Here is a 23552-nt window from a genome sequence, read left to right on the forward strand (position 1 = left end):
CCGCATTGTATGCGCAAACCAGGCAGCGGTCATCCATGCGTTTGGCGCATGGATAAAATCACCTCTTCAAAGTAGGGAGCGAGCCTGCCGCCCGCGCTCGGCCAGCGCCGCCAGCGTCTCGCCCTGCTCGGCGGCCTTGCTTTCCATTTGCCGCAGTTCGCTTTCCAGCGCCGCCACCCGCAGCGCATGCAGGTCCAGCCCGATCTGATGGGCCGTGTAGTGCAGCACTTCGCATTCGTCGGGGCGGTAAGCCAGGCCGTCGGCCTTGGCGCCGACCACGATAAAGCCGTTCAGCGCGCCGCGATGGCCCATGGGCAGGGCGATTTCGCCGCGCATGGCGGTGCCGACCTGCTTGAACAGCAGCGCATCCATCTCGGCGCGCAGGGCGGGCAGCATGGCGTCGCTTTCGGCCACCGCCAAGGGCACGCCGGCCAGGGTGCTGGTGGCCAGCGTGTATTCGCCGCCGGCCTGGCGCAGGTAGATGGCGCAGCCGGCCTGGCCGGTGAAGTTGTCCACCGCCGCGCGGCAGGAGGCCAGCAGCGCATCCATGGCCGTGATGTGTTCCGCTTCCTCGACGTAGTGACGCAACTGGTTTTCCTTTGCATGCCACTTGCTGAAGAAGATGCGCCGCATCCAGCGTTCGATATGCCGGTGCAGCTGGTGCAGCAGCAGGTAGCCGACCAGCACCGTGGCCGTGAACAAGGCCATGCTGTGCTGCGGTCCGCCGCCTTTGAGCAGCGTCTTGGCCAGCCATTCCATGCAGCCCACCAGCGCGAGCAGCAGGATGGACAGCACGGTGTACACCAGCATGCGGTGCACCGCGAAGTCGAAGCTGAACACGCGCACGCGCAGCACCGCATAGGCCAGCCCCATATACATCAGCAACTGGCCGCTGACGGCGGCGAAGGCCGTGATGCGCATGCCGTTGTAGCTCGCGTCCAGCGCGGGGATGAAGGCCAGCATGCCCGGCACGGCGCCCGTCAGGAAGGAGGCCATCAGCCAGACGTGGCGCTGCCGTATCTCGCCATGCGTGGCCTGCCAGCCGTGATACAGGCTGGTGATGGTCAGTCCCAGGCCGCCGCTAATCGAGAGGAAGATCATGAGCCACAGCAGCGGCGCCTCGTGGCCCAGCGCGAACCAGCAGGAATAGGCGGCGGTGCCGACAGCCAGCGTGCCGTACACGGGCCGGCTGCGCGTCAGCCAGCGCCGCAAGCCTTGCTGGGCGTAGGGCTGGTAGAGCAGGGCGAAGCACACGCACCAGTACCACACCAGCGGATAGGTGGTGAGGTTGGCGGCCTTGCTGAAGCGGTAGAAGAAGCTCGGCGGCGAGTAGTTGAAGGTGAAGAAGTACATCAGGCTCAATGCCGCGAAGACGGCCGCCAGGTAGCGGTAGCAGCGCACCTCGGCGCGCTTGAAGCCGATCAGGAGGCTGAACAGGATGGAGGTCGCGCCCACCAGGAAGCGTCCCCAGTAATCGAATTGTTCAGCGAAGGTGGGCCGCGCGGCCTGCGCCGCCAGCCGCAGATGGCGTTCGCTGTCGCCGCGGTACAGGGTCAGGCCGACCGGCTCGCCGACCAGGAATTTGCGCCAGCGGTCCAGCGGGCGGTCGAATTTGAGCTTGTCGCCGGGCTGGGCGCCGGCCGCCCGCAGCGGCGAATCGGGCGCCAGTTCCAGGATGGTCAGGTAGTGGCTGGATTGCGCTTCTTCGCTTTCGCCCAGCTGGTCGTTCAGGCGCGCGCCCAAGCTGCCCTGGCGGCCATCGATCAGCAGGGCAGGGATGCCGGCGCTCAATTCAAATACCAGGAGTAGGGCCGAGCTTAAGGCCAGGGCCGCGATCAGCCATTTCCACAGGCTGGAAGCAAGGCGTGTGCGCGTCATGAGGTCCTCGCTTTTGTTCTTGTTATGGGATGCCATTAACTTATAAGCAAGGCCGAAAAGCCTGTCAAATCAAGGTGATAGCCGGCATGCATGCTTTGTGCTGATTATAGGAGATGGCTTGCGGCAGGGCGAGGGGTTGCTGCATGGAATCATACTTTTCGTTGTAAAAGAAAAGCATTGCTTGATGAAATATAAATCTTTATTAACCGCCAGACTACTCGCCCATGGTGGCGCGGCTGTCGCTCGGCGCGTTTGCGCCGCGGCTTGGCGCGCCAGCAAGGCCGCCCGCCTCCTCGCGCTCCAGCCAGCTGCGACCGCACTCCAGCACCCGCTGCAGCTCGCGCCGCACGGCGGCAAAGGCGGCCGGCAAATCCGCCTCGGCGCCGGAGCCGATCGCCGTTTCCGCTTCCAGCGTGGCGCGGATCAGACGCTTGGCGCCCAGCGTGCCGACCGCGCCGCGCAGGCCGTGGAAGATGCGCGCCGCGTCGGCGGCGCGTCCCTCGCTCAGGGCTTTGTCGGCATCGTCGGCCGGCTGCATGCCGCCGTTCAGCGCGCCGCGCACCATCTTGAACATCACCGCGCGGCCCTTGGCGTCCTTGCCCATCACGCGCATCAGGCTATCCATGCTGAAGACCTGTTCGCTGGCCGCATCGGCCGGCGCCGCAGCTGCCGCCTGCTCCGTCGGCGCCGCCGGCGGCAGCGCCGCCGCCAGGGCCGTGGCGGTGGAAACGGTCGAGGTGACGGCGGCGGCCAGGGGCAGGGGAGAGGCCGGCGCCAGCACCGTGCCGCCCGCGCCGCTGCCGTCGCCGGCGCGCGGCAGGCGGCGCCGCTCTGGCAGGTGGCGCGCGATCACGGCCATCATTTCCTCCACCACCACGGGCTTGGCGATAAAGTCGCTGATGCCGGCCCGCATGCAGCGGTCGCGCTCCGAGGCCAGCACGCCCGCCGTCATGGCGATCACCGGCAGCTCCAGCCGCAATTCGCGGCGGATGATTTCCGTCGCCGTGAAGCCGTCCAGCACCGGCATCTGCATATCCATCAGCACCACGTCGTAATTGTCCGACTCCGCGCGCAACACATCGACCGCCTGCTGGCCGTCGCCCACCACGTCCAGTGTGGCGCCGGCGTGCTCCAGGATGCCGCGCGCCACCGCCTGGTTCAGCAGATTGTCTTCCACCAGCAGGAAGTGCACGCCCACCAGGAGGTTGCGCGCGCCGTTCTGTGCGCTGCGTTCATCGCCGCCGTTCTTCGCCACCACCGCCTGGTGCAGCGCTTCGAACAGGCTGGAGCTGGTGATCGGCTTGACCAGCACCACGTCCGCCTCCGGCGTGCCCGAAATGTCCTCCAGCTGGTCGCGCGCGAAGGCGTTCACCATCACCACGATGGGTTGGCTGCGCGTGCCGGCCTGCAGTCGGATCGCCTTGGCCGCCGCCAGGCCGTCCATGCCCGGCATATGCCAGTCGGCCATCACCACATCGTAGGGATGCGGCACCTGCAGCGCGGCCTGGTACTGGCGGATCGCCGCCTCGCCGCAATCGACTTCGTCGGCCTCCCAGCCCCAGGCCGTGATCAGGCGGCTCACCATTTCGCGGCTGGTGCGGTTGTCGTCGGCCACCAGCACGCGCAGCGGGCCGATGGAAGGGCGGCGCGTTTCCTCGGTGCGATTGGACAGCGCATAGAACGTCAGCTCGAACCAGAAATGGCTGCCGCTGCCGGGCGCGCTGCGCAGGAAGATTTCGCCGCCCATCAATTCGATCAGGCTCTTGGTGATCGCCAGTCCCAGGCCGGTGCCGCCGAAGCGCCGCGTGATGCTTTCGTCGCCCTGCGAGAAGGCGGTGAACAGCTGCGCCTGCCTTTCCTCGCTGATGCCGATGCCGGTATCGCGCACGTCGAAGCGCAGGCTGACCTGATCCTCTTGCTGCGGCTGGCGTTCGCTGCGCCGCACGCTGACCACCACCTCGCCCTGTTCGGTGAACTTGATCGCGTTGCCGGCCAGGTTGACCAGGATCTGCTGCAGGCGCAGCGCATCGCCGTACAGCAGCTTGGGCACGTCCGGCTCCACCACCACCGCCAGCTCCAGTTCCTTTTCGCTGGCGTTCATCGTCATCGTCGTCGCCAGCGTGCCCATGGCCTCGTCCAGGTCGAACTCCACCGGCGCCAGTTCCATGCGGCGCGCCTCGATCTTGGAGAAGTCGAGCACATCGTTGAGGATGCCCATCAGCGAATGGCCGGCCGTCTTCACCATCGACAGGTATTTGCGCTGCTGCGGCGTGAGCGGCGTGTTCCCCAGCAGGTAGACCATGCCCAGCACCGCATTCATCGGCGTGCGGATTTCATGGCTCATGTTCGCCACGAAATCGCTCTTGGCGCGGTTGGCCGCCTCGGCGCGGTCGCGTTCATGCTCCAGATGCGCGTCGGCCTGCAGGCGTTCGTGCATCAGGTCATTGAAGGCCTGGGTCAGTTCGCCGATTTCGTCCTGGTGGCTGAGCGGAAGCGGCGTAAAGCGCGAAGGGGTGGAGCGCAAGGCCATGATGGCGTTGCGCAGCCGGCCCACGGGCGCCAGCAGGCGCAGCGTGAGCCAGCTCAGGACCGCCGCCGCGCCCAGCGCCGCCACCAGCGTGATGGCGCCCAGCCGGTACAGCGCGCCCTCGAACGGCGCGAAGGCTTCGTCCACCGGCAGCGACGCGCCCAGCACCCAGTTCACCGTCTGCAACGCCTTATAGCTGTTCAGGGCTTGCAACTGGCTGGAACCGGTGCTGATGACCGTGCCTTCGAAGTTTTCGTTTAAAGCCTGGCTGGTGGACGGATTGGCGTTGGGCGGCCGCGGCTGGAGCATGCGCGCCGGATCGGGATGCAGCACATACACGGGGTTCTCGCCGCGCGTCAGCGCGTAGTAGAAGCCGGTCTTGCCCACCTTGGCCGTGCGCAGATTGCCCAGCATATTGTTCTGGTACAGCTGCAAGGCGCCCATCAGCACGCAGACGATTTCGCCGTTGGCGTCGAAGACCGGCGCCATCACCTGGATCAGCGGCTTGCCATGGGTGCGGCCCAGCACCGGATCGCCAATCATCGGCTTGCGCCCGGCCATCACCTGCTGGAAGTAGGCGCGATCGGCCACATTGCGGCCCGCGCGGCCCTGCATGCGCGGCAGGTCGGCCACCACCAGGCCGTCGCGGTTGACGATGATGATATCGTCGAATAAGGTCAGCATGGCGCGCTGGCCATAGTAGGCGCGCAGCGCCGCCTCGTCATTGGCGATGGCCGGCGGTTGCATGCGCGCCGATTCGGCGATGATGTCGAGCAGCATCTGCAGCTTGCCGTCGAGTTCTTCGGCCGTGTGCTGGATCAGGGCATTCTGCTGGGCGAACAGCACGCGCGTGAAGTCTTGCTTCATGCGCTGGATCTGCAAGGCGGATACCAGCGCGATAATCACTATCGACGTGATACTCGTTGCGAGGGCGACCTTGACTTTGATACCGAGGGGTTTCATACAGGCCTTTGTGCAGGGAGCGCTGGGAAATTCTCCTATCAAAGGCCGGGCTTGGCAAGGCTGGCACGCCACACGCTACAAACGGCCGCGCGCGGCGGCCCTTGCGTACCGCGCGCGCTGGCGATTACGGCTGCTGCAGCGCGGCCAGGATCACCTCCGCCACCTGCTTCGGCTGCGACAGCATCGGCACATGGCTGCTCGCCAGCGTCGTCACTTTCGCCTGCATGCGCTTGGCGAAGTCCTGCTGCAGGGCGGGCTGGATCATGCGGTCCTTGCTTGCCACGATGTAGTAGCTTGGCTTGGCGGTCCAGGCGGCGGTGCTGAGCGGCTCGCCGAAAGCCTTGCTATTGATCGGCCCCTGGGTGGCGGCGATCAGGCGCTGCTCGGCCGCGCTCACGTCCTGGGCGAAATTGGCGGCCACCGAGGCGGCGGGCAGGCTCAGATAGCCGGCGCTATCGGCTTGCAAGGTGGCGACGCCGACCGACACGCCATGCTCCTTGCCCAGCGCACCCACGGCTTCGCCCACCTGCGGCGCAAAGGCCGCCACATACACCAGGGCTTTCACCTTGTCGCTGGCGCCGGCTTCGCTGATCACGGCGCCGCCCCAGGAATGGCCCACCAGCACCACCTTGCCGCTCTGCGCTTCGATGACGCGGCGGGTCACGGCCGCATCGTCGGCCAGCGAACTCAAGGGGTTCTGCACCGCGACCACCTTCACGCCCTTGGCCTGCAGCAGGGGGATCACTTTCTGCCAGCTGGAGCCGTCGGCGAAGGCGCCATGCACCAGCACCACGGTGGTGTCGCTGGCGGCGGCGTGGGCCGGAATCAGGCTGGCGCCGGCCAGCAGGGTGGAGGCGAACAGGGCGGTACGGATGGAGCGGTTCATGGTGCTTCCTTTCAGTTAAATTGATCGCTATTGCTTAGTGCGCTAAGCATGACGTAAATGTAGTGTATTAATCGTTAGCGCGCAAGTTGTTTTTGAAAATTGGCGAAAATTCAACCGAGTTACCAATGAACCGGTTTTTGGATAGGCTTTTTTCTCGTCGGAACGATAGGTGGAAGCTGCGCCTGCAGAAGCTGATCGTCCGAAAGGCTCGGCGCGATCCAGTCTGAGAATTTCGCAAGCGAGCCACTTGTCCTTCGATAAACAGGCCCGCCAGATATGGAAGGGCGAATCGGCACTACCAAGCCGATCATGATGTCGGGGAAGTCCTCCCGGATGGCAACCAAGGCAGGTTCGGCGTCACTATCATTGGAGACTAGAATCACACGGGAAACCGTGCGTTTGCAGACATCCCGATACATGTGTAGTGCTAGATTGACGTCCGTTTTCTTTTCTTCCAGTTTCCAGACTCTGGTCCGGTTTGTACGGTCATACGGCAGGCCAGCAACAAAGCACGGTAACAAGGTGCCACTCTTGTCATAAGCATGGGTGCCATAAACCAGATCAAAACGATCGGGATAGCTGGCCTTCAGAGCGCGATGGTAAGCGGATTGCGCTTCGACAGATGCCTTGCCATGGCTGGCGAAGTTGGCTAAAGCAGGAGCGGTGAAAAAACGCACCATTGCCAGGCTTTCATTCTGGTCGCGTTGTGCCAGCATGGCATCGAAAAGCCGTACCAGATCAAGCCATTTGTAAGACGTGCCGCGCAGTCTGCCATAGTAGAGATTGTAGCCATCGACGTACACGGCTGTCTTTCTCGGGCTTTTTGCACTGGCAGGCATGACTTTTGTCTTCCTCCAAATGTGAAAAAGCCGCCCAACTGAGCGGCTTTTCCTTCTCAAGCAAAGCCAAGCGAATGACAGCGCAAGAGATGAGTGGTATTTCCAGTGTGAGTTGTAGCGCGGGGATTGTCAACTACCTCCCTTGCCGCGCGCGTCGAGATTGGCGCTCAACTGGTCCAGGCCGCTCATCAGGGCCAGGGCTTCGTCCAGGCTGATGCCGCAGCCGTCGACGATGGCTTGCGCCACCTCCACGCCCTGGGCGCGCAGGGCGCGGCCGGCCTCGGTCAGGGTCAGCACGCGGTTGCGCTCGTCGCGCGGGTCGCGTTCGCGCAACAGATAGCCTTCGGCTTCCAGGCGCTTGACCAGCGGCGTCACCGAGCCGGAATCCTGCTGCAGGCGTTGGGCCAGATCCTTGATGCCCAAGCCTTCCTCCTCCCACAGCAAGACCATCACCAGATACTGGGGATAGGTCAGGTTCAGCGCGCTCAGCAGGGGCTTGTAGAGCTGCGTCATCTTCAGCGATGTCGAATACAGCTTGTAGCACAGGTGCTGGGCCAGGGTGGGTGGGTTTTTCTTCGGCATGGGGCTAGCGTGGGTTTCAGGACAATATGGGGCGTAGCCTAGCAAAAAAATGTCGCCGCCGCGACCCGCGCCGGCCCCCGCCGCCTCCCAGAACTTGCCAAATGCACATTTTCGATAGGGAATAGTTGATCATCTGACTCCAGCTTTCATATCATTCGCGGCGCGTTGTCTCACGATGCAGTAAACTGGCAGCTACGCCCAGTTGCGCTACTGCAATCAAATCATGACACAAGAGCATCAAATCCTAGCCATGCCAGGCATGACCGTCGAAAACCTGCGGGCCAAATGCGCCACCTGCAGCATGCACCAGCTCTGTCTGCCGATGGGCCTGGACATGGGGGATATGGACAAACTGGACCAGATCATCGGCCGCCGCCGCAAGGTCGTACGCGGCGGTACCCTGTTCCGCATCGGCGATCCCTTCACCAACCTGTATGCGATCCGTCTGGGCCATTTCAAGACCTACCAGATCAATGCCAACGGTTCGGAGCAGGTGACGGGCTTCCAGATGGCCGGCGAGCTGCTCGGCATGGACGCCATCAGCGCCGACCGCCACCACTGCAGCGCCGAGGCGCTGGAAGACAGCGAAGTCTGCGAGATCCCGTTCTCCAGCCTGGAGCAGCTGCTGCGCGATATGCCGACTTTGCTGCGCCACTTCCACCGCATGATGAGCCAGGAAATCACGCGCGAGCAGAGCGTGATGCTCCTGCTCGGCAATATGCAGGCGACCCAGCGCTTCGCCGCCTTCCTGGTCAACCTGGCCTCGCGCTACGAGGCGCGCGGCTATTCCGCGACCGCCTTCCAGCTGCGCATGTCGCGCGAGGAAATCGGCAACTACCTGGGCCTGACCATCGAGAGCATCAGCCGCCTGCTGGCCAAGTTCAAGAAGGAAGGCCTGATCCGTGTCAGCAACCGCGAGATCGAAGTGCTCAATCCGACCAAGTTGAAAGCGATCACCGCCGGCACCGAAGTCTGCAACTGAGGTCCGCGCGCTGCGGCGCCCACCCAAAAAACAAAGCCCGGCAATGCCGGGCTTTTTGCTGTGCCGCCTGAAGCGGCTTAGTTGGCCGGCGCTGGCGCGTCGGCGCGGATTTCGATCTCGTGCTGGGCCGGCCATTGCCACACGCCTTCCAGGCGCCAGTCGCGCTTCTCGCCTTCCACCAGCACTTGCCAGCGGCTGCGTTCGAGCAGGGCCAGGGGCGTGCCGAACACGCCGTCGGCGTCCGGCGCCACCGTCAGCACCACGTCTTTGGCGGGCTGGGTGGCGTGCGCCAGATGGATTTGCACGCTGCGCTCCTGGTGGCCGGCCGGCAGTTCCAGCTTGCCGGTCAGGACGCCGCGCGCGGCGTCATAACGCAGGCCCACGGCCACGCCCAACGCCGTCGCGGCCTGGTCGCGCCGCAAGTCCTGGTTGATAGCCTTGCCCTTTTTGTAGTAGTCGCCCACCACCAGCGCGTCGGGCTGGGAGAAGGCCAGGTAGCCCAGGTACAGGCCACCCATGATGACGATGAAGGGGCCGAGCATCAGCAGCCATGGCCAGCGGTGGCGGTACCAGGGGAGGTTCGCGCCTTGCGGCGTATTCAGGCTCATTGCATTGCTCACTTTCTGCTCCTTCATTCCGGCATTCTACTGCTTATCTGCCACTTAACGGCGCGGCACGATAAAGACCGCGTTTTCCTTCACATGCAGGCTCGGATCGTCCACGGCCGTCACTTCCACCTGGATCTTGTTCGAGCCTTTGACGCCGGCGCCGTGGGCGGCGCGCATGCGGATCGGCACGGCGCGCGTTTCGGTGGCCTGCAGCGTCACTTCCGGCGCCGTGGTCAGGGTCAGGCTATCCATGCCCGACACCTTGATGCGGAAGGTATGCGCCTGTTCGGTCGTATTCATCACTTGCAGACGGTAGACGTTTTCGATCATGCCGTCCTCCACCTCGCGGCCCATGGAGCCGCGGTCGCGGATCACGTCCACCTTGAGCGGCGTGCGCACATACAGCGTCAGACAGACGGCGGCGACGATCAGGCCCAGGATCGAGGTGTAAATCAGCACGCGTGGACGCAGGGTGCGCTTGCGGATCTGTGCCGCGTCGTAACCCTTCTCCATCGCCATTTCGGTGCTGTAGCGGATCAGGCCGCGTGGCTGCTTGATCTTGTCCATCACGGTGTTGCAGGCGTCGACGCAGGCGGCGCAGCCGATGCACTCATACTGCAGGCCGTTGCGGATATCGATGCCGGTAGGGCAGACCTGCACGCACAGGCTGCAGTCGATGCAGGAGCCGCTGTCGGCTTTTTTGCCCAATGGAGCGCGTGGTTCGCCGCGTTTGGCATCGTAGGTGATGATCAGCGAGTCGCGGTCGAACATCGAGCTCTGGAAACGGGCGTAAGGGCACATGTATTTGCACACCTGTTCGCGCAGCCAGCCGGCGTTGCCGTAGGTGGCGAAGCTGTAGAACAGCACCCAGAACCATTCCCATGGACCAAAGTCCAGGGTCTGCACGGCCGTGACCAGGCTCTTGATCGGGGTGAAGTAGCCGACGAAGGTGAAACCGGTCCACAGCGCCACGGCGCCCCAGATCAGATGCTTCGTGGTCTTCTTCGAGAATTTCTTGAGCGACGGGCCTTGCCTGTCGAGCGCCATGCGGGCGCTGCGCGGTCCTTCGATCTTCCTTTCGATCCACAGGAAGATTTCGGTATACACGGTTTGCGGACAAGAGAAGCCGCACCAGACCCGCCCCGCTATCGCCGTCGCCAGGAATAGCAGATAGGCGCAGATGATGAGCAGGGCGGCCAGATAGATAAAGTCCTGCGGCCACAACACCAGGCCGAAGATGTAGAACTTGCGCGCGCCCAGGTCGAACAACAGGGCCTGGCGGTCGTTCCACACCAGCCATGGCAGGCCGTAGAAAGCGAGCTGGGTGAGCCAGACGCACAGCCAGCGGATCGTGGCGTAGCGTCCCTTGGCCTCGCGCGGATAGATTTCCTCGCGAGGGGCGTACATCTTGATGACTTTAACTTCTGGCGCGTTCATTGCAGCTTCTCTCGATTACTTCTTACTTTGTTTCTGGATTGTTCGACAGGCTCCAGACATAAGCCGACAGCAGGTGGACTTTACCTTCACCGAGGAACTCGCCGAACGCAGGCATGGTGTTGGTACGGCCTTTGCGGATGGTTTCCATCACGGTTTCCACGCTGCCGCCATACAGCCAGACCTTGTCGCTCAGGTTAGGCGCGCCCAGTGCCTGATTGCCGACGCCGCCCGCGCTGTGGCAAGCCATACAGGCGCCGAATTTTTCCTTGCCGAAGGAGGTCTTGATCGGATCGGAAGTGCTGCCCGAGAGGCTCAGAACATAGTGTGCCACGTTCTCGACGTCCTTGTCGGAGCCGAGCACCGCGCCCATCGGCGGCATCATGCCGGTGCGGCCGTTCATGATGGTGGTCTTGATGGTGTCCGGTTCGCCGCCATGCAGCCAGTCCTTGTCGGTCAGGTTCGGGAAGCCCTTGTTGCCGCGGGCGTCGGAACCGTGGCACTGCGCGCAGTAGGTCAGGAACAGGCGCTCGCCGATGGCGCGCGCTTGCGGATCGGCCGCCACGGCCTTCAGATCCTGTTTCTGATACTTGGCGAACAGCGGGCCGTATTCCTTCTCGGCCTTGCCCAGTTCTTCCTTGTACTGGCCGGTCGATTCCCAACCCAGCTTGCCGGCGTAGGTGCCCAGGCCTGGATACAGGAACAGGTAGCCGACGCTGAAGAAGATGGTGATGTAGAACAGCCACATCCACCAGCGCGGCATCGGCGTATTCAGCTCCGTCAGGTTCTCGTCCCAGATATGGCCGGTGGTGCCTACCGGCGCGTCCGGATTGGCGTTCGGGTCCACTTCATGGGTCGATTGCATGTACAGCAGCAGACCGCAGCCGACCACGCCCAGCACCGTCAGGGCGATGATGTAGAAATTCCAGAAATCGCTGGTGAATTCAACCATTTTGCTTCTCCTCGTCGGCGAAAGGCAGTTGCGCTGCCTGCGCAAAGCCCGCCTGGTTGCGGCCAGCCCAGGCCCACCAGACGATGCCGATGAAGGTGATGAATGACACCACCGTCATGATGCTGCTGGCGCTGTCAAACAGTTTTTCGATAGCCATGTCAGTTCCTTGTCTTGATCTGGGTGCCCAGGCCTTGCAGATAGGCGATCAGGGCGTCTTCTTCCGTCTTGTCCTTCAGCTCGTCCGGAGCCTTGACCACATCCTCTTCGGAATATGGCGTGCCCAGGCGCTGCAGGGCGCGCAGTTTCGGAATCACGTCTTGCGGCACCAGCTTGGTCTGCGACAGCCAAGGGTAGTTCGGCATATTCGATTCCGGCACCACGTCGCGCGGATTGTTCAAGTGGGTGCGGTGCCATTCATCGCTGTAGCGGCCGCCCACGCGGGCCAGATCCGGACCGGTGCGCTTGGAACCCCACTGGAAGGGACGGTCGTAGACGAATTCGCCGGCCACGGAGTAGTGGCCATAGCGTTCGGTCTCGGCGCGGAAAGGACGCACCATCTGCGAGTGGCAGGCGTAGCAGCCTTCACGCACGTAGATGTCGCGGCCCACCAGGCGCAGCGGGGAGTAAGGCTTCAGGCCCGCCACCGGTTCCGTGGTCGATTTCTGGAAGAACAGGGGCACGATTTCGACGGCGCCGCCGACCGACACCACCACCGTCACCAGGGCGATCATCAGCCAGGGGTTCTTCTCGATCCATTCATGTGAAAATTTCATTCTTTGCTCCAAATCAGGCGTGTGCCGCGGTTTTCAGCTCAGGGATGCGGGCGGTGACGGTTTCACGGCCGCGCAGCGTCATCCAAGTGTTGTAGCCCATCATGATCATGCCGCCCAGGTACAGGGCACCACCGGCGAAGCGCACCACGTAGTAGGGGTAGGTCGCTTTCACGCTTTCCACGAAGGTGTAGGTCAGGGTGCCGTCCGGGTTCACCGCGCGCCACATCAGGCCTTGCATCACGCCGGCGATCCACATCGCGGCGATGTACAGAACGATGCCGATGGTGGCGACCCAGAAGTGCAGGTCGACCAGACGCATGCTGTACATCTGTTCGCGGCCGGCCAGGCGTGGCAGCAGGTAGTAGATCGAGCCCATGGTGATGAAGCCAACCCAGCCCAGTGCGCCGCCGTGGACGTGGGCGATGCCCCAGTCGGTGTAGTGCGACAGTGCGTTCACGGTTTTGATCGACATCATCGGACCTTCGAAGGTGGCGATGCCGTAGAAGGACAGCGACACGATCATGAACTTCAGCAGCGGGTCGGTGCGCAGTTTGTGCCAGGCGCCGGACAGGGTCATGATGCCGTTGATCATGCCGCCCCACGATGGTGCCAGCAGAATCAGCGAGAACACCATGCCGAGCGACTGGGTCCAGTCAGGCAGGGCGGTGTAGTGCAGGTGGTGCGGACCGGCCCACATATAGGTGAAGATCAGCGCCCAGAAGTGCACGATCGACAGGCGGTAGGAATACACCGGACGCTCGGCCTGCTTCGGAATGAAGTAGTAGACCATGCCCAGGTAGCCGGCGGTCAGGATGAAGCCCACCGCATTGTGGCCGTACCACCATTGCACCATGGCGTCTTGCACGCCGCTGTACATGGAGTAGGACTTGAACAGGCTGGCCGGCATGCTCATGCCGTTGACCACGTGCAGGATGGTCACGGCCAGGATGTAGGAGCCGAAGAACCAGTTCGCCACGTAGATGTGCTTGACCTTGCGCTTGACGATGGTGCCGAAGAACACCACCGCGTAGGCAATCCACACCACCGCGATCAGGATCGAAATCGGCCATTCCAGCTCCGCGTATTCCTTGCCGCGGGTCAGGCCCATTGGCAAGGTGACAACGGCGCTCAGAATCACGGCCTGCCAGCCCCAGAAGGTGAAGCTGGCCAGTTTGTCGGAGAACAGGCGGACCTGGCAGGTGCGCTGGACGACGTAGTAAGAGGTGGCGAACAAGCCCGAGATGCCGAAGGCGAAAATCACGGCATTGGTGTGTAAGGGACGCAGGCGCCCGTACGTCAGCCAGGGGATGTCGAGGTTCAGTGCGGGCCAGGCGAGCTGTGCGGCGATGATGACGCCGACCAGCATGCCAATAATGCCCCACACCACCGTGGCGATCGCGAATTGCTTCACGATCTTGTAGTTGTAGTTCAGTGATTGATCCACTTTGATGTTCTCCCGAGAACGCTTTGATGATGTATATCAAAGAGTAGCGGGATGAACGTCAAAAAACTTTGATGTGGATCAAAATTGCCCGAACGAATTACTGCTGGGGGGTTTTCGGTTCGCTGCGGTCATCGTCCTGTAATACGCGCAGGCCGGGGCCGACCAGGTCGTCGAACTGGCCGCTGTCGGAGGCTTTGAAGAACAGCCAGATCGCCAGGAAGACAATGGCGATGCTGAGCGGAACGAGGATATACAGGACTTCCATCTTGTCGATTCACTATGTTTGCTAGCGGCGCAGGCGCAGCGCGTTGCAGATGACCACGGCCGAGCTGAGCGCCATGCCCACCCCGGACAACCAGGGATTGAGCCAGCCGAAGGCGGCGGCCGGGATCGCCACCAGATTGTACAACGTCGACCAGGCCAGGTTCTGCCGGATCACGCCCATCGTGCGCGCCGCCGTGCGCGCCGTGTCGGCCACGGCGCCCAGTTGTCCATTCAATAAGACCGTGTCGGCGTGGGCCTGGGCCAGGGCCGCGCCCGAACCCATGGCGAAGGACACGTCGGCCGCGCTCAGCACGGCCGCGTCGTTGATGCCGTCGCCCACCATCGCCACCACGGCGCCCTCGGCTTGCAGTTTTTGCACGTAATCGAGTTTTTGCTGGGGCAGGAATTCGCCGTGGGCGCTGCCGATGCCCAGGTCCAGCGCCACGCTGCGCGTCAGCGCGTGCTGGTCGCCGGAGAGCAGCACCAGCTGCTTGCCGTGGCTGCGGAAGTAGTCGACCGTGGCCTGGGCGTCCGGCCGCAGCGCGTCGCTGAGCAGGAAGCAGGCCAGCCAGCGCCCGTCCGTGCCCAGGTAGACGGCGGTGGCGCCGTCGCCGTCGAAGGCCGGCGCGCTGCCGGTCAGGCCGGTGACGAAGGCTTGGTTGCCGAGGCGGTAGCGCTGGCCCTGCACCCGGCCCTCCAGGCCCTGGCCCGGCAGTTCCTGCACCTCCTCGGCCTCCCAGCCGGCGCCGGCGCCCGCCGCGTCGGCCGCGGCCACAATGGCGCGCCCGATCGGGTGCGCGCTGCCCGCTTCCAGCGCGGCGGCGATCTGCAGGCTGACGGCCTCGCGGTTGTCGCCGAAGCTGTGCACCTGCTGCACCACCGGCTTGCCCATGGTCAGCGTGCCGGTCTTGTCGAACACGATATGGGTGGCGCGGTGCAGGGTTTCCATCACATGCGGCCGCACGATCAGCACGCCCCTGCCCAGTAAATAGTCGGTGGCCGCCGCCAGCGCCGAGGGCGTGGCCAGCGACAGCGCGCAGGGGCAGGACACCACCAGCACCGCGATCGCCACCGGCCAGGCGCGCGCCGCGTCGTGCCACCACCAGAAGGCGAAGGTGGCCAGGGCGAACAGCAAGAGGGCGCTGACGAACCAGGAGGCGACGCGGTCGGCCCATTGCGCGATCCGCGGCTTGGCGCCGCCGGCGCGCTCGATCAGTTTCAGGAGATCGGCCAGGGTGCTCTCGCGCGCCGGGCGCAGCACGCGCAGCAGCACGGCGGCGCTGGCGTTGATGGCGCCGCCCGGCACTTCCTCACCCAGGCCGCGCGACTGCGGCGCGCTTTCGCCGGTCAGCAGCGACATATCGACCGCGGTGCGGCCTTCGACGATGGCGCTGTCGGCGGCGATCGCCTCGCCCGGCTTGACCAGGATGATGTCGCCCTGCTGCAGGGCGGCGGCCGGCACCACGGTGCTGTCGCGGCTGCGCGGCCAATCGTTCAGGCGCGCGGCCGACGCGGGCAGGGCTTGCTGCATGCGTTCCAGCGCGCTGGCCGCCTTGCGCCGCGCCACCATCTCCAGGTAGCGGCTGCACAGCAGCAGGAAGATGAACATCGTCACCGAGTCGTAATACACCTCGCCCGCGCCGCGCCAGGTGGCCGCCACGCTGCCGAGGAAGGCGGCGGCGATGCCGATGGCCACCGGCACGTCCATGCCCAGCACGCGCGCGCGCAGGCTGGCCAGCGCGCCCTGGAAGAAGGGCAGGGCGGAATACGCCACGGCGGGCAGGGTCAGCAGCAGGCTGGCCCACTGCATCAGCGCCGCCATGCTGGCGTCCAGCGTGCCGTCGTCGCCTGCCATATACGAGGGCGCCACATACATCATCACCTGCATCATCGACAGGCCGGCCACGAACAGCTGGCGGCCCAGGGTGCGGCTGGCGCGCTGCAGCTGGGCGCCATGGCGCTCGGCGTCGTAGGGGAAGGCGGCGTAACCGATATCGCGTACCGCCTGCAGGATGGCGCTGGCCTGCAGCTTGTCTTTTTGCCAGCGCACCTGCAGCTTCTCGGTCGAGACGTTCAGGCTGGCGCTGGCCACCCCTTCCACGCACTGCAGGCGGTGTTCGATCAGCCAGACGCAGGCGGCGCAGCGGATGCCTTCCACCAGCAGGGTCGCTTCGCAATACTCGCCGTCGGCGGTAAAGCGCGGGTCGTCGTTGTCGTACAGCGCCAGTTCCGGCGGCACCAGGCTGGCCTGGTCGGCGGTGGCGGCAAAGCCGGTGCGCTTGCGGTAGTAGTCGGTCTGGCCGATGTCGACGATGGTCTGGGCCACGGCGGCGCAGCCCGGGCAGCACATGCTGCGCGGCGCGCCGTCGATCGTCACCTGCCATGGCGCCGTGCGCGGCAGCGGCAGGCCGCAGTGGAAGCAGATCTCTTCCGTATCGGCGAAGGCGGCGGCCGTGTCGTCGGGACGCGCCGCGCGTGAGCTGGCGTGGTTCATGGGCGAGGGGTGACGCAGAAGGTGTCGAGCCAGCCATGGCCGGCGCCGTGGGTCAGGCCGAGCGCATCGAGCAGGGGCATGGACAGGCCGCTGGCGCGCAGCAGGCCGAGCAGGCCGAAGCCCAGCACCAGCAGGCCGCAGGCAATGCGCACCTTGCGCTGCTGCAGATACTGGCGCACGCGCGCGCCGGCCAGGCCCAGTCCCAGCAGCATGGGCAGGGTGCCCAGGCCGAAGGCGAACATCACGGCCGCGCCGCCGGCGGCCGACCCGCTCAGCATGGCCGTCAGCAGCACGCTGTACACCATGCCGCAGGGCAGCCAGCCCCACAAGCCGCCCAGCGCCAGGGCCTTGAGCGGCGTATCCATCGGCAGCAGGGGCTTCATCAGCGGCTGCACATGGCGCCACAGCAGGCCGCCGGCCGCTTCCAGCCGCGCCAGGCCGCGCCAGGCGTCCATCAGGTAAAGGCCGAGGGCGGCCAGCATCAGGTTGGCGGCCCACAGGCCGGCCGTCTGGATCGAGGTCAGGCGCGCTAGGCTGACGGCGCCGCCGGCCAGGCCGCCGGCGATGGCGCCGGCCAGCATATAACTGCCGATGCGGCCGGCGTTATAGGCGAACACGCGCGCCAGGCTGTCGATGGCTTGCGGCAGGGCCACGGTGGCCGGTCCGGCGGCGGGCGCGATGGGAATCACGCGGCGCGCCGGTCCCTGGGCCGCGCTCAGCGCGCCCACGATGCCGCCGCACATGCCGACGCAATGCACGCTGCCGGCCAGGCCCACGGCAAACACCGGCAACAGATTCAAACCGCTCATCAAACGCCTCAGATGGTCTTCGAATAGCGCAGTGGCTGGACTTCAGGACTGCGCGCCGCTTCGGCGCGCGCCGCGTTCAGATAGCGGTCGAACACCATGCAGATATTGCGGATCAGCAGGCGGCCTTTCGGCGTTACCGAGATCCACTCCGCGTCGATCGTCACCAGGCCGTCCTGGGCCAGTTCCGCGAGCCTTTTCAGCTCGTCCGCGAAATAGCCTTTAAAGACGATAGGATACGCCTGTTCCAGCGACACGATGGACAGCTCGAAATTGCACATCAGGCGCTGGATGATGATGCGGCGCAGCAGGTCGTCGGTGCCGAGCTGGATGCCGCGCGCGATCGGCAGCTTGCCCTGATCCAGCTTGGCGTAGTACTCGTCCAGCGTTTTCTCGTTCTGGCTGTAGGTCGCGTTCACCGAGCTGATGGCCGACACGCCGCAGGCCACCAGGTCCATCTCGGCGTGCGTCGAATAGCCCTGGAAGTTGCGGTGCAGGCGGCCCTGCTGCTGGGCCACGGCCAGGTCGTCGGTCGGCTTGGCGAAATGGTCCATGCCGATATACACATAGCCGGCGGCCGTCAGGCGGCCGATGCACTCGGCCAGCATGCCCAGCTTGACCGAGGGCGACGGCAGGTCTTCATCGAGAATGCGGCGTTGCGGCTTGAACAGGTGCGGCATGTGCGCATAGTTGTACAGTGCGATGCGGTCCGGGTTGGAGGCGATCACCTTGCTCAGCGTCTGCGACATGGTCGTCAGGTTCTGCTTCGGCAGGCCGTAAATCAGGTCGATGCTGATCGAGCGGAAGCCGGCGTCGCGCGCCGCTTCCATCACGCCCAGCGTCTCTTCCATCGGCTGGATGCGGTTGACCGCCTTCTGCACCTCGGGATCGAAATCCTGCACGCCCAGGCTGACGCGGTTGAAGCCCTGCGCGCGCAGCGAGTGCACGCGTTCCGGCGTCACGGTGCGCGGGTCGATCTCGATCGAGTACTCGCCTTCGCTGTCCGGCGCGAACTCGAATTGGCGGTGCAGGTGGGCCATCAGCTCGCCCATCTGCTTGTCGCTGAAATAGGTCGGCGTGCCGCCGCCGAAGTGCAGCTGCTCGACCCGGTTCAAGCCGGCGAACAGCTTGCCCTGCATCTCGATTTCCTGCTTCAGATAGCTCAGGTAGGTGGCCGCCTTGCTGCGGTCCTTGGTCACGATCTTGTTGCAGGCGCAGTAGTAGCACACCGTGTCGCAGAAGGGCACGTGCACGTACAGCGAGAGGGCGCGGCGGCCGCCGCGCAGTTTCAGGCTGGCCAGCGCCTCAAGGAAATTCCCGTAGCCGAAGTCCGCGCTGAAGCGGTCGGCCGTCGGGTAGGAGGTATAGCGCGGGCCGGACTGGCTCATTTTCCCGATGATCTCGGGATCGAACTCGATCGTGGGCTCGGCTGCGGAGGCGATGGTGTGCATAAGGCTTCTTTACGTATAAGGTGTCAGGCGGCCAGGCGTTTGGGACTGGCCGCGGGGCGGGCGGCGCTGCCGCGGCGCGCGGCACCCACGGGCTTGCCGAACTTGAACAGGCTGACGGCTTGCGACACGCTGCTGGCTTCCTCGGCCAGGCTGTTGGCGGCGGCGGCGGCTTGCTCGACCAGGGCGGCGTTCTGCTGCGTCACCTGGTCCATATGGGCGATGGCCTGGTTCACCTGGTCGACGCCGATGCTTTGCTCGCGCGAGGCGACCGAGATTTCGCTCATGATGGCCGTCACCTGCTTGACCGAGTTCACCACCTGTTCCATGGTGGCGCCGGCGCGCTGGGCGCGTTCCATGCCGTCGCTGACTTTGCCGACCGAGATGCTGATCAGGTTCTTGATGTCTTTCGCCGCCACCGAGGAACGCTGCGCCAGGTTGCGCACCTCGCCGGCCACCACGGCGAAGCCGCGGCCTTGTTCGCCGGCGCGCGCCGCTTCCACCGCCGCGTTGAGCGCCAGGATATTGGTCTGGAAGGCGATGCCCTCGATCAGGCCGATGATGTCGACAATCTTCTTCGACGAGCTGTTGATCTCGTCCATGGTGGCGATCACGTCGGAAACGATCTCGCCGCCCTGTTCCGCCACGTTCGAGGCCGCTTGCGCCAGGTCGTTGGCCTGCAGCGAGTTGTCGGCGTTGGCTTTGACGGTGGACGAGAACTCGTCGATGCTCGACGCGGTTTTCTCCAGGCTGGCGGCCTGCGCCTCGGTGCGGCCCGACAGATCGTTATTGCCGGCGGCGATCTGGCGTGTGGCCACGGCCATGGTTTCCACGTTCACCCGCACATCGCGGATGGTGGCGATCAGATTGCTGTTCATCTGCTGCAGGGCGCGCAGCAGCTGGCCCACCTCGTCGGTGCTGTCGGTGTCGAAGCTGCCGGACAGGTCGCCCGCCGCGATCTGGCGCGCGCCGTCCAGGGCGCGGCCCAGCGGCTGCAGCACGCCCACGCGCAGCGTCCACCACAGGAAGACGTTGATCAGCAGGCCGATGAAGGTGGCGCCGAAGATGCCGTAGCGGATCCAGGACGAGGAGCCGTCGCCGAACAGGCTGGCCGCGCAGACGATCATCAACAGGGTGTTGACCACGCTGGTCGAGAACCAGATGCGCATGCCGAGCGAAACATGGCTCAGGCGCGACAACAGATTGCCTATGCCGGAGCGGATGATCTGGCCGTTCTTGATGGTGATGCCATGGGCGCCGTTCTGGCGGATGGCGCGGTAGGCGGCGGCGGCGCTGGCGATCTGCTCGCGCTCGGGCCGGGTGCGCACCGACATATAACCGATGGTGCGGCCGTTTTCCTTGATCGGGGTGATATTGGCTTTGACCCAGTAGAAGTCGCCATTTTTGCAGCGGTTCTTGACCAGGCCGGTCCAGGGCGTGCCGGCTTTGATGGAACGCCACAGGTCGGCGAAGGCCTCCGGCGGCATATCGGGGTGGCGCACGATATTCTGTGGTGAACCGATCAGCTCTTCTTCCGAAAAGCCGCTCACTTGCATGAAGTAGGGGTTCACATAGACGATGTTACCGTCCAGATCCGTTTTGGAGACGATGGCCTGATCTTCCGACAGTTCCACTTCTTGATTCGTTACGGGCAGGTTGTTGCGCATTTGAATACTCTCCTCCGAGCCACTGGCTTTTGTCTCCATTCTTGCTTTATCGCAAGTTACAGGTCAAAGTTTACGCAGTTGGGCCATTAGTTTTATTGATGTAGATCAAAATTAAGGGAATTTCGGCAAAGCCGGTCTTGCCTTATTGCGAATAATGCAATAAGCGGAACACCATGCCGTGAAGGCAGGAGGCTGGTCTCTACAGCCCCCTGGAGGCGCGCGCTGCGGATGGGCGCGCCCGTTTGGTATCAGCCGCGGCCGCGCACTGCGCCCCACAGCTTGCCGGCCACGGTCACCAGGGCCAGCACGATGGCGCCGGCCACCACCCCGGCCACGCCATTCAAGACGCTCGGCGTCAGCGCGCCCAGCACGGGGCCGATGCCGGCCACGCCGTGGGCCAGCTCGCCGGCATGCTCGATGGCATGGTGGGCGGCCGGCAGGCCGTGGGTCAGGATGCCGCCGCCGACCATGAACATGGCGGCGGTGCCGACCACGGACAGCAATTTCATCAGCACCGGCGCCGCCGCCAGCAGAAAGCGGCCGAAGGCGCGCACGCCGGCCGCGGCCGCGCCGGCGCGCTGGCTCAGGTAGAGACCGGCGTCATCCATTTTGACGATGCCGGCCACGATGCCGTACACGCCCACCGTCATCACGACGGCGATGCCGGCCAGCACCGTCACCTGCTGGGCGAAAGTGGCTTCGGCCACGGTGCCCAGCGCGATCACGATGATTTCGGCCGACAGGATGAAGTCGGTGCGGATGGCGCCCTTGATCTTGTCTTTTTCCAGCGCCACCAGGTCGACGGCCGGATCGGCCACGGCGGCCGCCAGCTCGGCGTGGTGCGCGGCGTCCTCCTCGGCGCTGTGCAGGAATTTATGGGCGATCTTTTCGAAGCCTTCGAAGCACAGGTAAGCGCCGCCCAGCATCAGCAGCGGGATGATGGCCCAGGGCGCGAAGGCGCTGATGGCCAGCGCGGCCGGCACCAGGATGGCCTTGTTCTTCATCGAGCCGACGGCCACCGCCCACACCACGGGCAGCTCGCGCTCGGCCTGCACGCCGGACACCTGCTGCGCGTTCAGCGCCAGGTCGTCGCCCAGCACGCCGGCGGTCTTCTGCGCCGCCACTTTGCTCATGGCGCCGACGTCGTCGAGGATGGTGGCGATATCGTCGATCAGTGCCAGCAGGCTGGTTCCGGCCATCAGTGGCCTCCCTGGAAGGTGGTGCGCATAGACATAGAAAATAAGAAAGCTGATTCAAAGAGCAATCTTACCCCAGACCAAGATCGGCGAATACCGCCGCCAAGCGCTAGAATGAAATATTTAAGTTGGGAGCCACGATGAGTTTCGCCGCCTGGATCACTTTTGTCATTGCCGCCTGCATCATCTCCGTCTCGCCCGGGTCCGGCGCGGTGTTGTCGATGTCGCATGGCCTGTCCTACGGCGTGCGCAAGGCCAGCGCCACCATCATGGGCTTGATCGCCGGCCTGCTGCTGCTGATCGGCATTGCCGGCGCGGGTGTCGGTTCCCTGCTGCTGGCCTCGGAGTTCGCCTTCAGCGTGGTCAAGACCGTGGGCGCGCTTTACCTGATCTATCTGGGCCTGTGCCAGTGGCGCGCCAAGACGGCCGCCGGCCTCGGCGTGGATGCGGCGTCCGGACGGCCGCAAACGCCCTCGCTGCGGCGCCGCTTCATGACCGGCTTCCTGACCAATGCCACCAATCCCAAGGGCATCATCTTCATGGTGGCCGTGCTGCCTCAGTTCATCACCCAGGGCCGGCCCGTGCTGCCCCAGCTGCTGATCCTGGCCGCCACCATGGTCACCATCGACTGCATCGTGATGCACGGCTACGCCTTCCTGGCCTCGTCCATGCAGCGCTTTTTCCGCGACGCGGGCGCCGTGAAAAAACAAAACCGCGTATTCGGCGGTTTGCTGATGGCGGTCGGCGCCGCCCTGTTCTTTGTTAAACGCGGCAACCACGCTTGAGGAAAAGGCGCATACTGTAGCCAGGCGGCGCAAAAAAGCGCGCCTTATCTTGCGGAATAAATAAAACAGAACTCCGCGGGATATGAAAAAAACTGTAACGCTGGTCGCCATGCGTGGCGCTTCCGGCGTTTAATATATGGCTATACAAGGAGACACTTCATGCAACGTAAATTTCTTCACTTCATATTACTGGTGGCCTTCATCACCGCCTCGGCCCTGGCCCTGGCGGCGTAAACCCCGCCTCCCGCGGCGGAGATATTGCAGTTCATCCGCCTTTTTTTGTCTTTCAAGCGCCGAATTGAACAGTCTGTCACAATACCGTGGTTTCGCTCTGCAATACTCCGTAGAGTGCCGACAGTGGAATATGCAAAACAGTGCCGACGACAGGACTTTAATGTCCGCACCGCCTGCTTTTGCGTTTTTGTTTTCCGACCCGGTTTTGTCCCGACTATTTTCATTCCGCACGAACGAGAATAGTTTTTACCAGCCCCTTGGGGCTGGTTTTTTTTATTCCGACGCCTATTCCACCTCCCGCGCGCGCTGGCGGATACGCTCGCGCCATTCGCCCAAGGCCGACAGGGCGCCATGGAATTCTTTTTCGATCAGATCGGCTTCGGCCACCGATACCTTGCCGTCTAGCAGGGCGCTGGACACCGCCTCGGCCACCGCGCCGACCTGGCTCATCACCTTGCACACCGTCTGCGACAGATCGTCCTTGCTGACCTGCTCGGGCAGCGGCACGACGAAGGCCGCCATGCCGTGCCGCGTCAGCAGCGCGTGCAGCGGCCGCATGGCGTCGGCCACGCCGGCCTGGTGGCATAGCTCGACGATGGCCGAAACCTCCTCGAACGAGGGGTAATGCGAGGCGATCGTCGGCGCCAGCTTATTGCGCAGCACATTGACCGAGATGTCCATGGCCTGGGCCAGGGCGTCGATGCCGCCGGGGTAGCCGCGCGCCACGGTGTACAGGGCGTCGTGCTGGTTCATAGCGAGATACTTGCGAGTCATGGTGAAGCTGATCCTT

The 23552-nt window shown here is 64.3% G+C and carries 20 protein-coding genes; 2 read left to right on the plus strand and 18 right to left on the minus strand.

Translation table 11 applies throughout. From position 1 onward, the window contains the following. Positions 1-66: 66 nt before the first annotated feature. From FHS03_RS01740 to FHS03_RS01760, 5 genes are all read right to left on the minus strand, one after another. Entirely contained in the window at positions 67-1878 is a 1812-nt protein-coding gene (locus FHS03_RS01740) for a S41 family peptidase (RefSeq protein WP_183439289.1), read from the minus strand. Between the two features lie 214 nt (positions 1879-2092). After that, positions 2093-5368 (minus strand): response regulator, encoded by a 3276-nt coding sequence (locus FHS03_RS01745; protein ID WP_183439290.1) that lies wholly within the window; start codon positions 5366-5368, stop codon positions 2093-2095. A 124-nt stretch (positions 5369-5492) separates the two neighbouring features. Then, entirely contained in the window at positions 5493-6254 is a 762-nt protein-coding gene (locus FHS03_RS01750; protein WP_183439291.1) for an alpha/beta fold hydrolase, read from the minus strand. A 119-nt stretch (positions 6255-6373) separates the two neighbouring features. Beyond that, positions 6374-7093, minus strand: a complete 720-nt coding sequence (locus FHS03_RS01755; protein ID WP_183439292.1) for an NYN domain-containing protein — start codon at positions 7091-7093, stop codon at positions 6374-6376. 129 nt (positions 7094-7222) lie between these two features. After that, positions 7223-7675: a MarR family winged helix-turn-helix transcriptional regulator gene (locus FHS03_RS01760; RefSeq protein ID WP_183439293.1), complete on the minus strand. Its 453-nt coding sequence runs from the start codon at positions 7673-7675 to the stop codon at positions 7223-7225. A 223-nt stretch (positions 7676-7898) separates the two neighbouring features. On the opposite strand from FHS03_RS01760, the gene fnr reads away from it, so the two are divergent. Then, positions 7899-8657 carry a fumarate/nitrate reduction transcriptional regulator Fnr gene (fnr, locus tag FHS03_RS01765; protein ID WP_183439294.1) on the plus strand — a complete coding sequence of 253 codons (759 nt, stop codon included), beginning with the start codon at positions 7899-7901 and terminating at the stop codon, positions 8655-8657. Between the two features lie 77 nt (positions 8658-8734). On the opposite strand, the gene FHS03_RS01770 is transcribed toward fnr, so the two are convergent. The 12 genes from FHS03_RS01770 to FHS03_RS01825 form a co-directional block, all read right to left on the minus strand. Next, positions 8735-9277, minus strand: a complete 543-nt coding sequence (locus tag FHS03_RS01770) for a FixH family protein (protein WP_371871566.1) — start codon at positions 9275-9277, stop codon at positions 8735-8737. A gap of 42 nt (positions 9278-9319) precedes the next feature. Further along, complete coding sequence (gene ccoG / locus FHS03_RS01775) at positions 9320-10702, minus strand: cytochrome c oxidase accessory protein CcoG (protein ID WP_183439295.1); 1383 nt, start codon at positions 10700-10702, stop codon at positions 9320-9322. Between the two features lie 22 nt (positions 10703-10724). Beyond that, on the minus strand, positions 10725-11651 hold the full coding sequence (gene ccoP / locus FHS03_RS01780) for a cytochrome-c oxidase, cbb3-type subunit III (protein ID WP_183439296.1): 927 nt from the start codon (positions 11649-11651) through the stop codon (positions 10725-10727). Then, positions 11644-11808: a cbb3-type cytochrome oxidase subunit 3 gene (locus tag FHS03_RS01785; RefSeq protein ID WP_183439297.1), complete on the minus strand. Its 165-nt coding sequence runs from the start codon at positions 11806-11808 to the stop codon at positions 11644-11646. The genes ccoP and FHS03_RS01785 overlap by 8 nt, the downstream gene beginning before the upstream one ends. A 1-nt stretch (position 11809) precedes the next feature. Further along, on the minus strand, positions 11810-12424 hold the full coding sequence (gene ccoO, locus FHS03_RS01790) for a cytochrome-c oxidase, cbb3-type subunit II (RefSeq protein WP_183439298.1): 615 nt from the start codon (positions 12422-12424) through the stop codon (positions 11810-11812). A gap of 13 nt (positions 12425-12437) precedes the next feature. Further along, on the minus strand, positions 12438-13868 hold the full coding sequence (gene ccoN / locus FHS03_RS01795) for a cytochrome-c oxidase, cbb3-type subunit I (RefSeq protein WP_183439299.1): 1431 nt from the start codon (positions 13866-13868) through the stop codon (positions 12438-12440). Positions 13869-13965: 97 nt separating this feature from the next. Further along, a complete protein-coding gene (gene ccoS, locus FHS03_RS01800; protein WP_183439300.1) occupies positions 13966-14133 on the minus strand; it encodes a cbb3-type cytochrome oxidase assembly protein CcoS in 168 nt (55 codons plus the stop codon). 21 nt (positions 14134-14154) lie between these two features. Next, positions 14155-16626: a heavy metal translocating P-type ATPase gene (locus FHS03_RS01805; protein ID WP_183439301.1), complete on the minus strand. Its 2472-nt coding sequence runs from the start codon at positions 16624-16626 to the stop codon at positions 14155-14157. Then, positions 16623-17435, minus strand: a complete 813-nt coding sequence (locus FHS03_RS01810; protein ID WP_183439302.1) for a sulfite exporter TauE/SafE family protein — start codon at positions 17433-17435, stop codon at positions 16623-16625. The genes FHS03_RS01805 and FHS03_RS01810 overlap by 4 nt, the downstream gene beginning before the upstream one ends. Positions 17436-17443: 8 nt before the next feature. Continuing rightward, a complete protein-coding gene (hemN, locus tag FHS03_RS01815; protein WP_183439303.1) occupies positions 17444-18883 on the minus strand; it encodes an oxygen-independent coproporphyrinogen III oxidase in 1440 nt (479 codons plus the stop codon). Between the two features lie 23 nt (positions 18884-18906). Beyond that, positions 18907-20547 carry a methyl-accepting chemotaxis protein gene (locus FHS03_RS01820; RefSeq protein ID WP_183439304.1) on the minus strand — a complete coding sequence of 547 codons (1641 nt, stop codon included), beginning with the start codon at positions 20545-20547 and terminating at the stop codon, positions 18907-18909. Between the two features lie 248 nt (positions 20548-20795). After that, entirely contained in the window at positions 20796-21746 is a 951-nt protein-coding gene (locus FHS03_RS01825) for a DUF808 domain-containing protein (protein ID WP_183439305.1), read from the minus strand. Between the two features lie 137 nt (positions 21747-21883). On the opposite strand from FHS03_RS01825, the gene FHS03_RS01830 reads away from it, so the two are divergent. Then, entirely contained in the window at positions 21884-22528 is a 645-nt protein-coding gene (locus FHS03_RS01830) for a LysE family transporter (protein ID WP_183439306.1), read from the plus strand. 519 nt (positions 22529-23047) lie between these two features. Here FHS03_RS01830 and FHS03_RS01835 read toward each other — a convergent pair. Then, positions 23048-23536 carry a phage regulatory CII family protein gene (locus FHS03_RS01835; protein ID WP_183439307.1) on the minus strand — a complete coding sequence of 163 codons (489 nt, stop codon included), beginning with the start codon at positions 23534-23536 and terminating at the stop codon, positions 23048-23050. Positions 23537-23552 lie beyond the last annotated feature (16 nt).

This window comes from Pseudoduganella violacea (genome assembly GCF_014191875.1).
Lineage (GTDB): Bacteria > Pseudomonadota > Gammaproteobacteria > Burkholderiales > Burkholderiaceae_D > Rugamonas > Rugamonas violacea_A.

Coding starts and splice junctions, on each gene's coding strand:
- FHS03_RS01810 (WP_183439302.1), bottom strand. CDS start 17,435: ATGAGCGGTTTGAATCTGTTGCCGGTGTTTGCCGTGGGCCTGGCCGGC.
- FHS03_RS01740 (WP_183439289.1), bottom strand. CDS start 1,878: ATGACGCGCACACGCCTTGCTTCCAGCCTGTGGAAATGGCTGATCGCG.
- FHS03_RS01825 (WP_183439305.1), bottom strand. CDS start 21,746: ATGGCCGGAACCAGCCTGCTGGCACTGATCGACGATATCGCCACCATC.
- ccoO (WP_183439298.1), bottom strand. CDS start 12,424: ATGAAATTTTCACATGAATGGATCGAGAAGAACCCCTGGCTGATGATC.
- ccoG (WP_183439295.1), bottom strand. CDS start 10,702: ATGAACGCGCCAGAAGTTAAAGTCATCAAGATGTACGCCCCTCGCGAG.
- FHS03_RS01805 (WP_183439301.1), bottom strand. CDS start 16,626: ATGAACCACGCCAGCTCACGCGCGGCGCGTCCCGACGACACGGCCGCC.
- FHS03_RS01835 (WP_183439307.1), bottom strand. CDS start 23,536: ATGACTCGCAAGTATCTCGCTATGAACCAGCACGACGCCCTGTACACC.
- FHS03_RS01820 (WP_183439304.1), bottom strand. CDS start 20,547: ATGCGCAACAACCTGCCCGTAACGAATCAAGAAGTGGAACTGTCGGAA.
- FHS03_RS01755 (WP_183439292.1), bottom strand. CDS start 7,093: ATGCCTGCCAGTGCAAAAAGCCCGAGAAAGACAGCCGTGTACGTCGAT.
- ccoS (WP_183439300.1), bottom strand. CDS start 14,133: ATGGAAGTCCTGTATATCCTCGTTCCGCTCAGCATCGCCATTGTCTTC.
- fnr (WP_183439294.1), top strand. CDS start 7,899: ATGACACAAGAGCATCAAATCCTAGCCATGCCAGGCATGACCGTCGAA.
- FHS03_RS01750 (WP_183439291.1), bottom strand. CDS start 6,254: ATGAACCGCTCCATCCGTACCGCCCTGTTCGCCTCCACCCTGCTGGCC.
- ccoP (WP_183439296.1), bottom strand. CDS start 11,651: ATGGTTGAATTCACCAGCGATTTCTGGAATTTCTACATCATCGCCCTG.
- hemN (WP_183439303.1), bottom strand. CDS start 18,883: ATGCACACCATCGCCTCCGCAGCCGAGCCCACGATCGAGTTCGATCCC.
- FHS03_RS01745 (WP_183439290.1), bottom strand. CDS start 5,368: ATGAAACCCCTCGGTATCAAAGTCAAGGTCGCCCTCGCAACGAGTATC.
- FHS03_RS01785 (WP_183439297.1), bottom strand. CDS start 11,808: ATGGCTATCGAAAAACTGTTTGACAGCGCCAGCAGCATCATGACGGTG.
- FHS03_RS01830 (WP_183439306.1), top strand. CDS start 21,884: ATGAGTTTCGCCGCCTGGATCACTTTTGTCATTGCCGCCTGCATCATC.
- FHS03_RS01760 (WP_183439293.1), bottom strand. CDS start 7,675: ATGCCGAAGAAAAACCCACCCACCCTGGCCCAGCACCTGTGCTACAAG.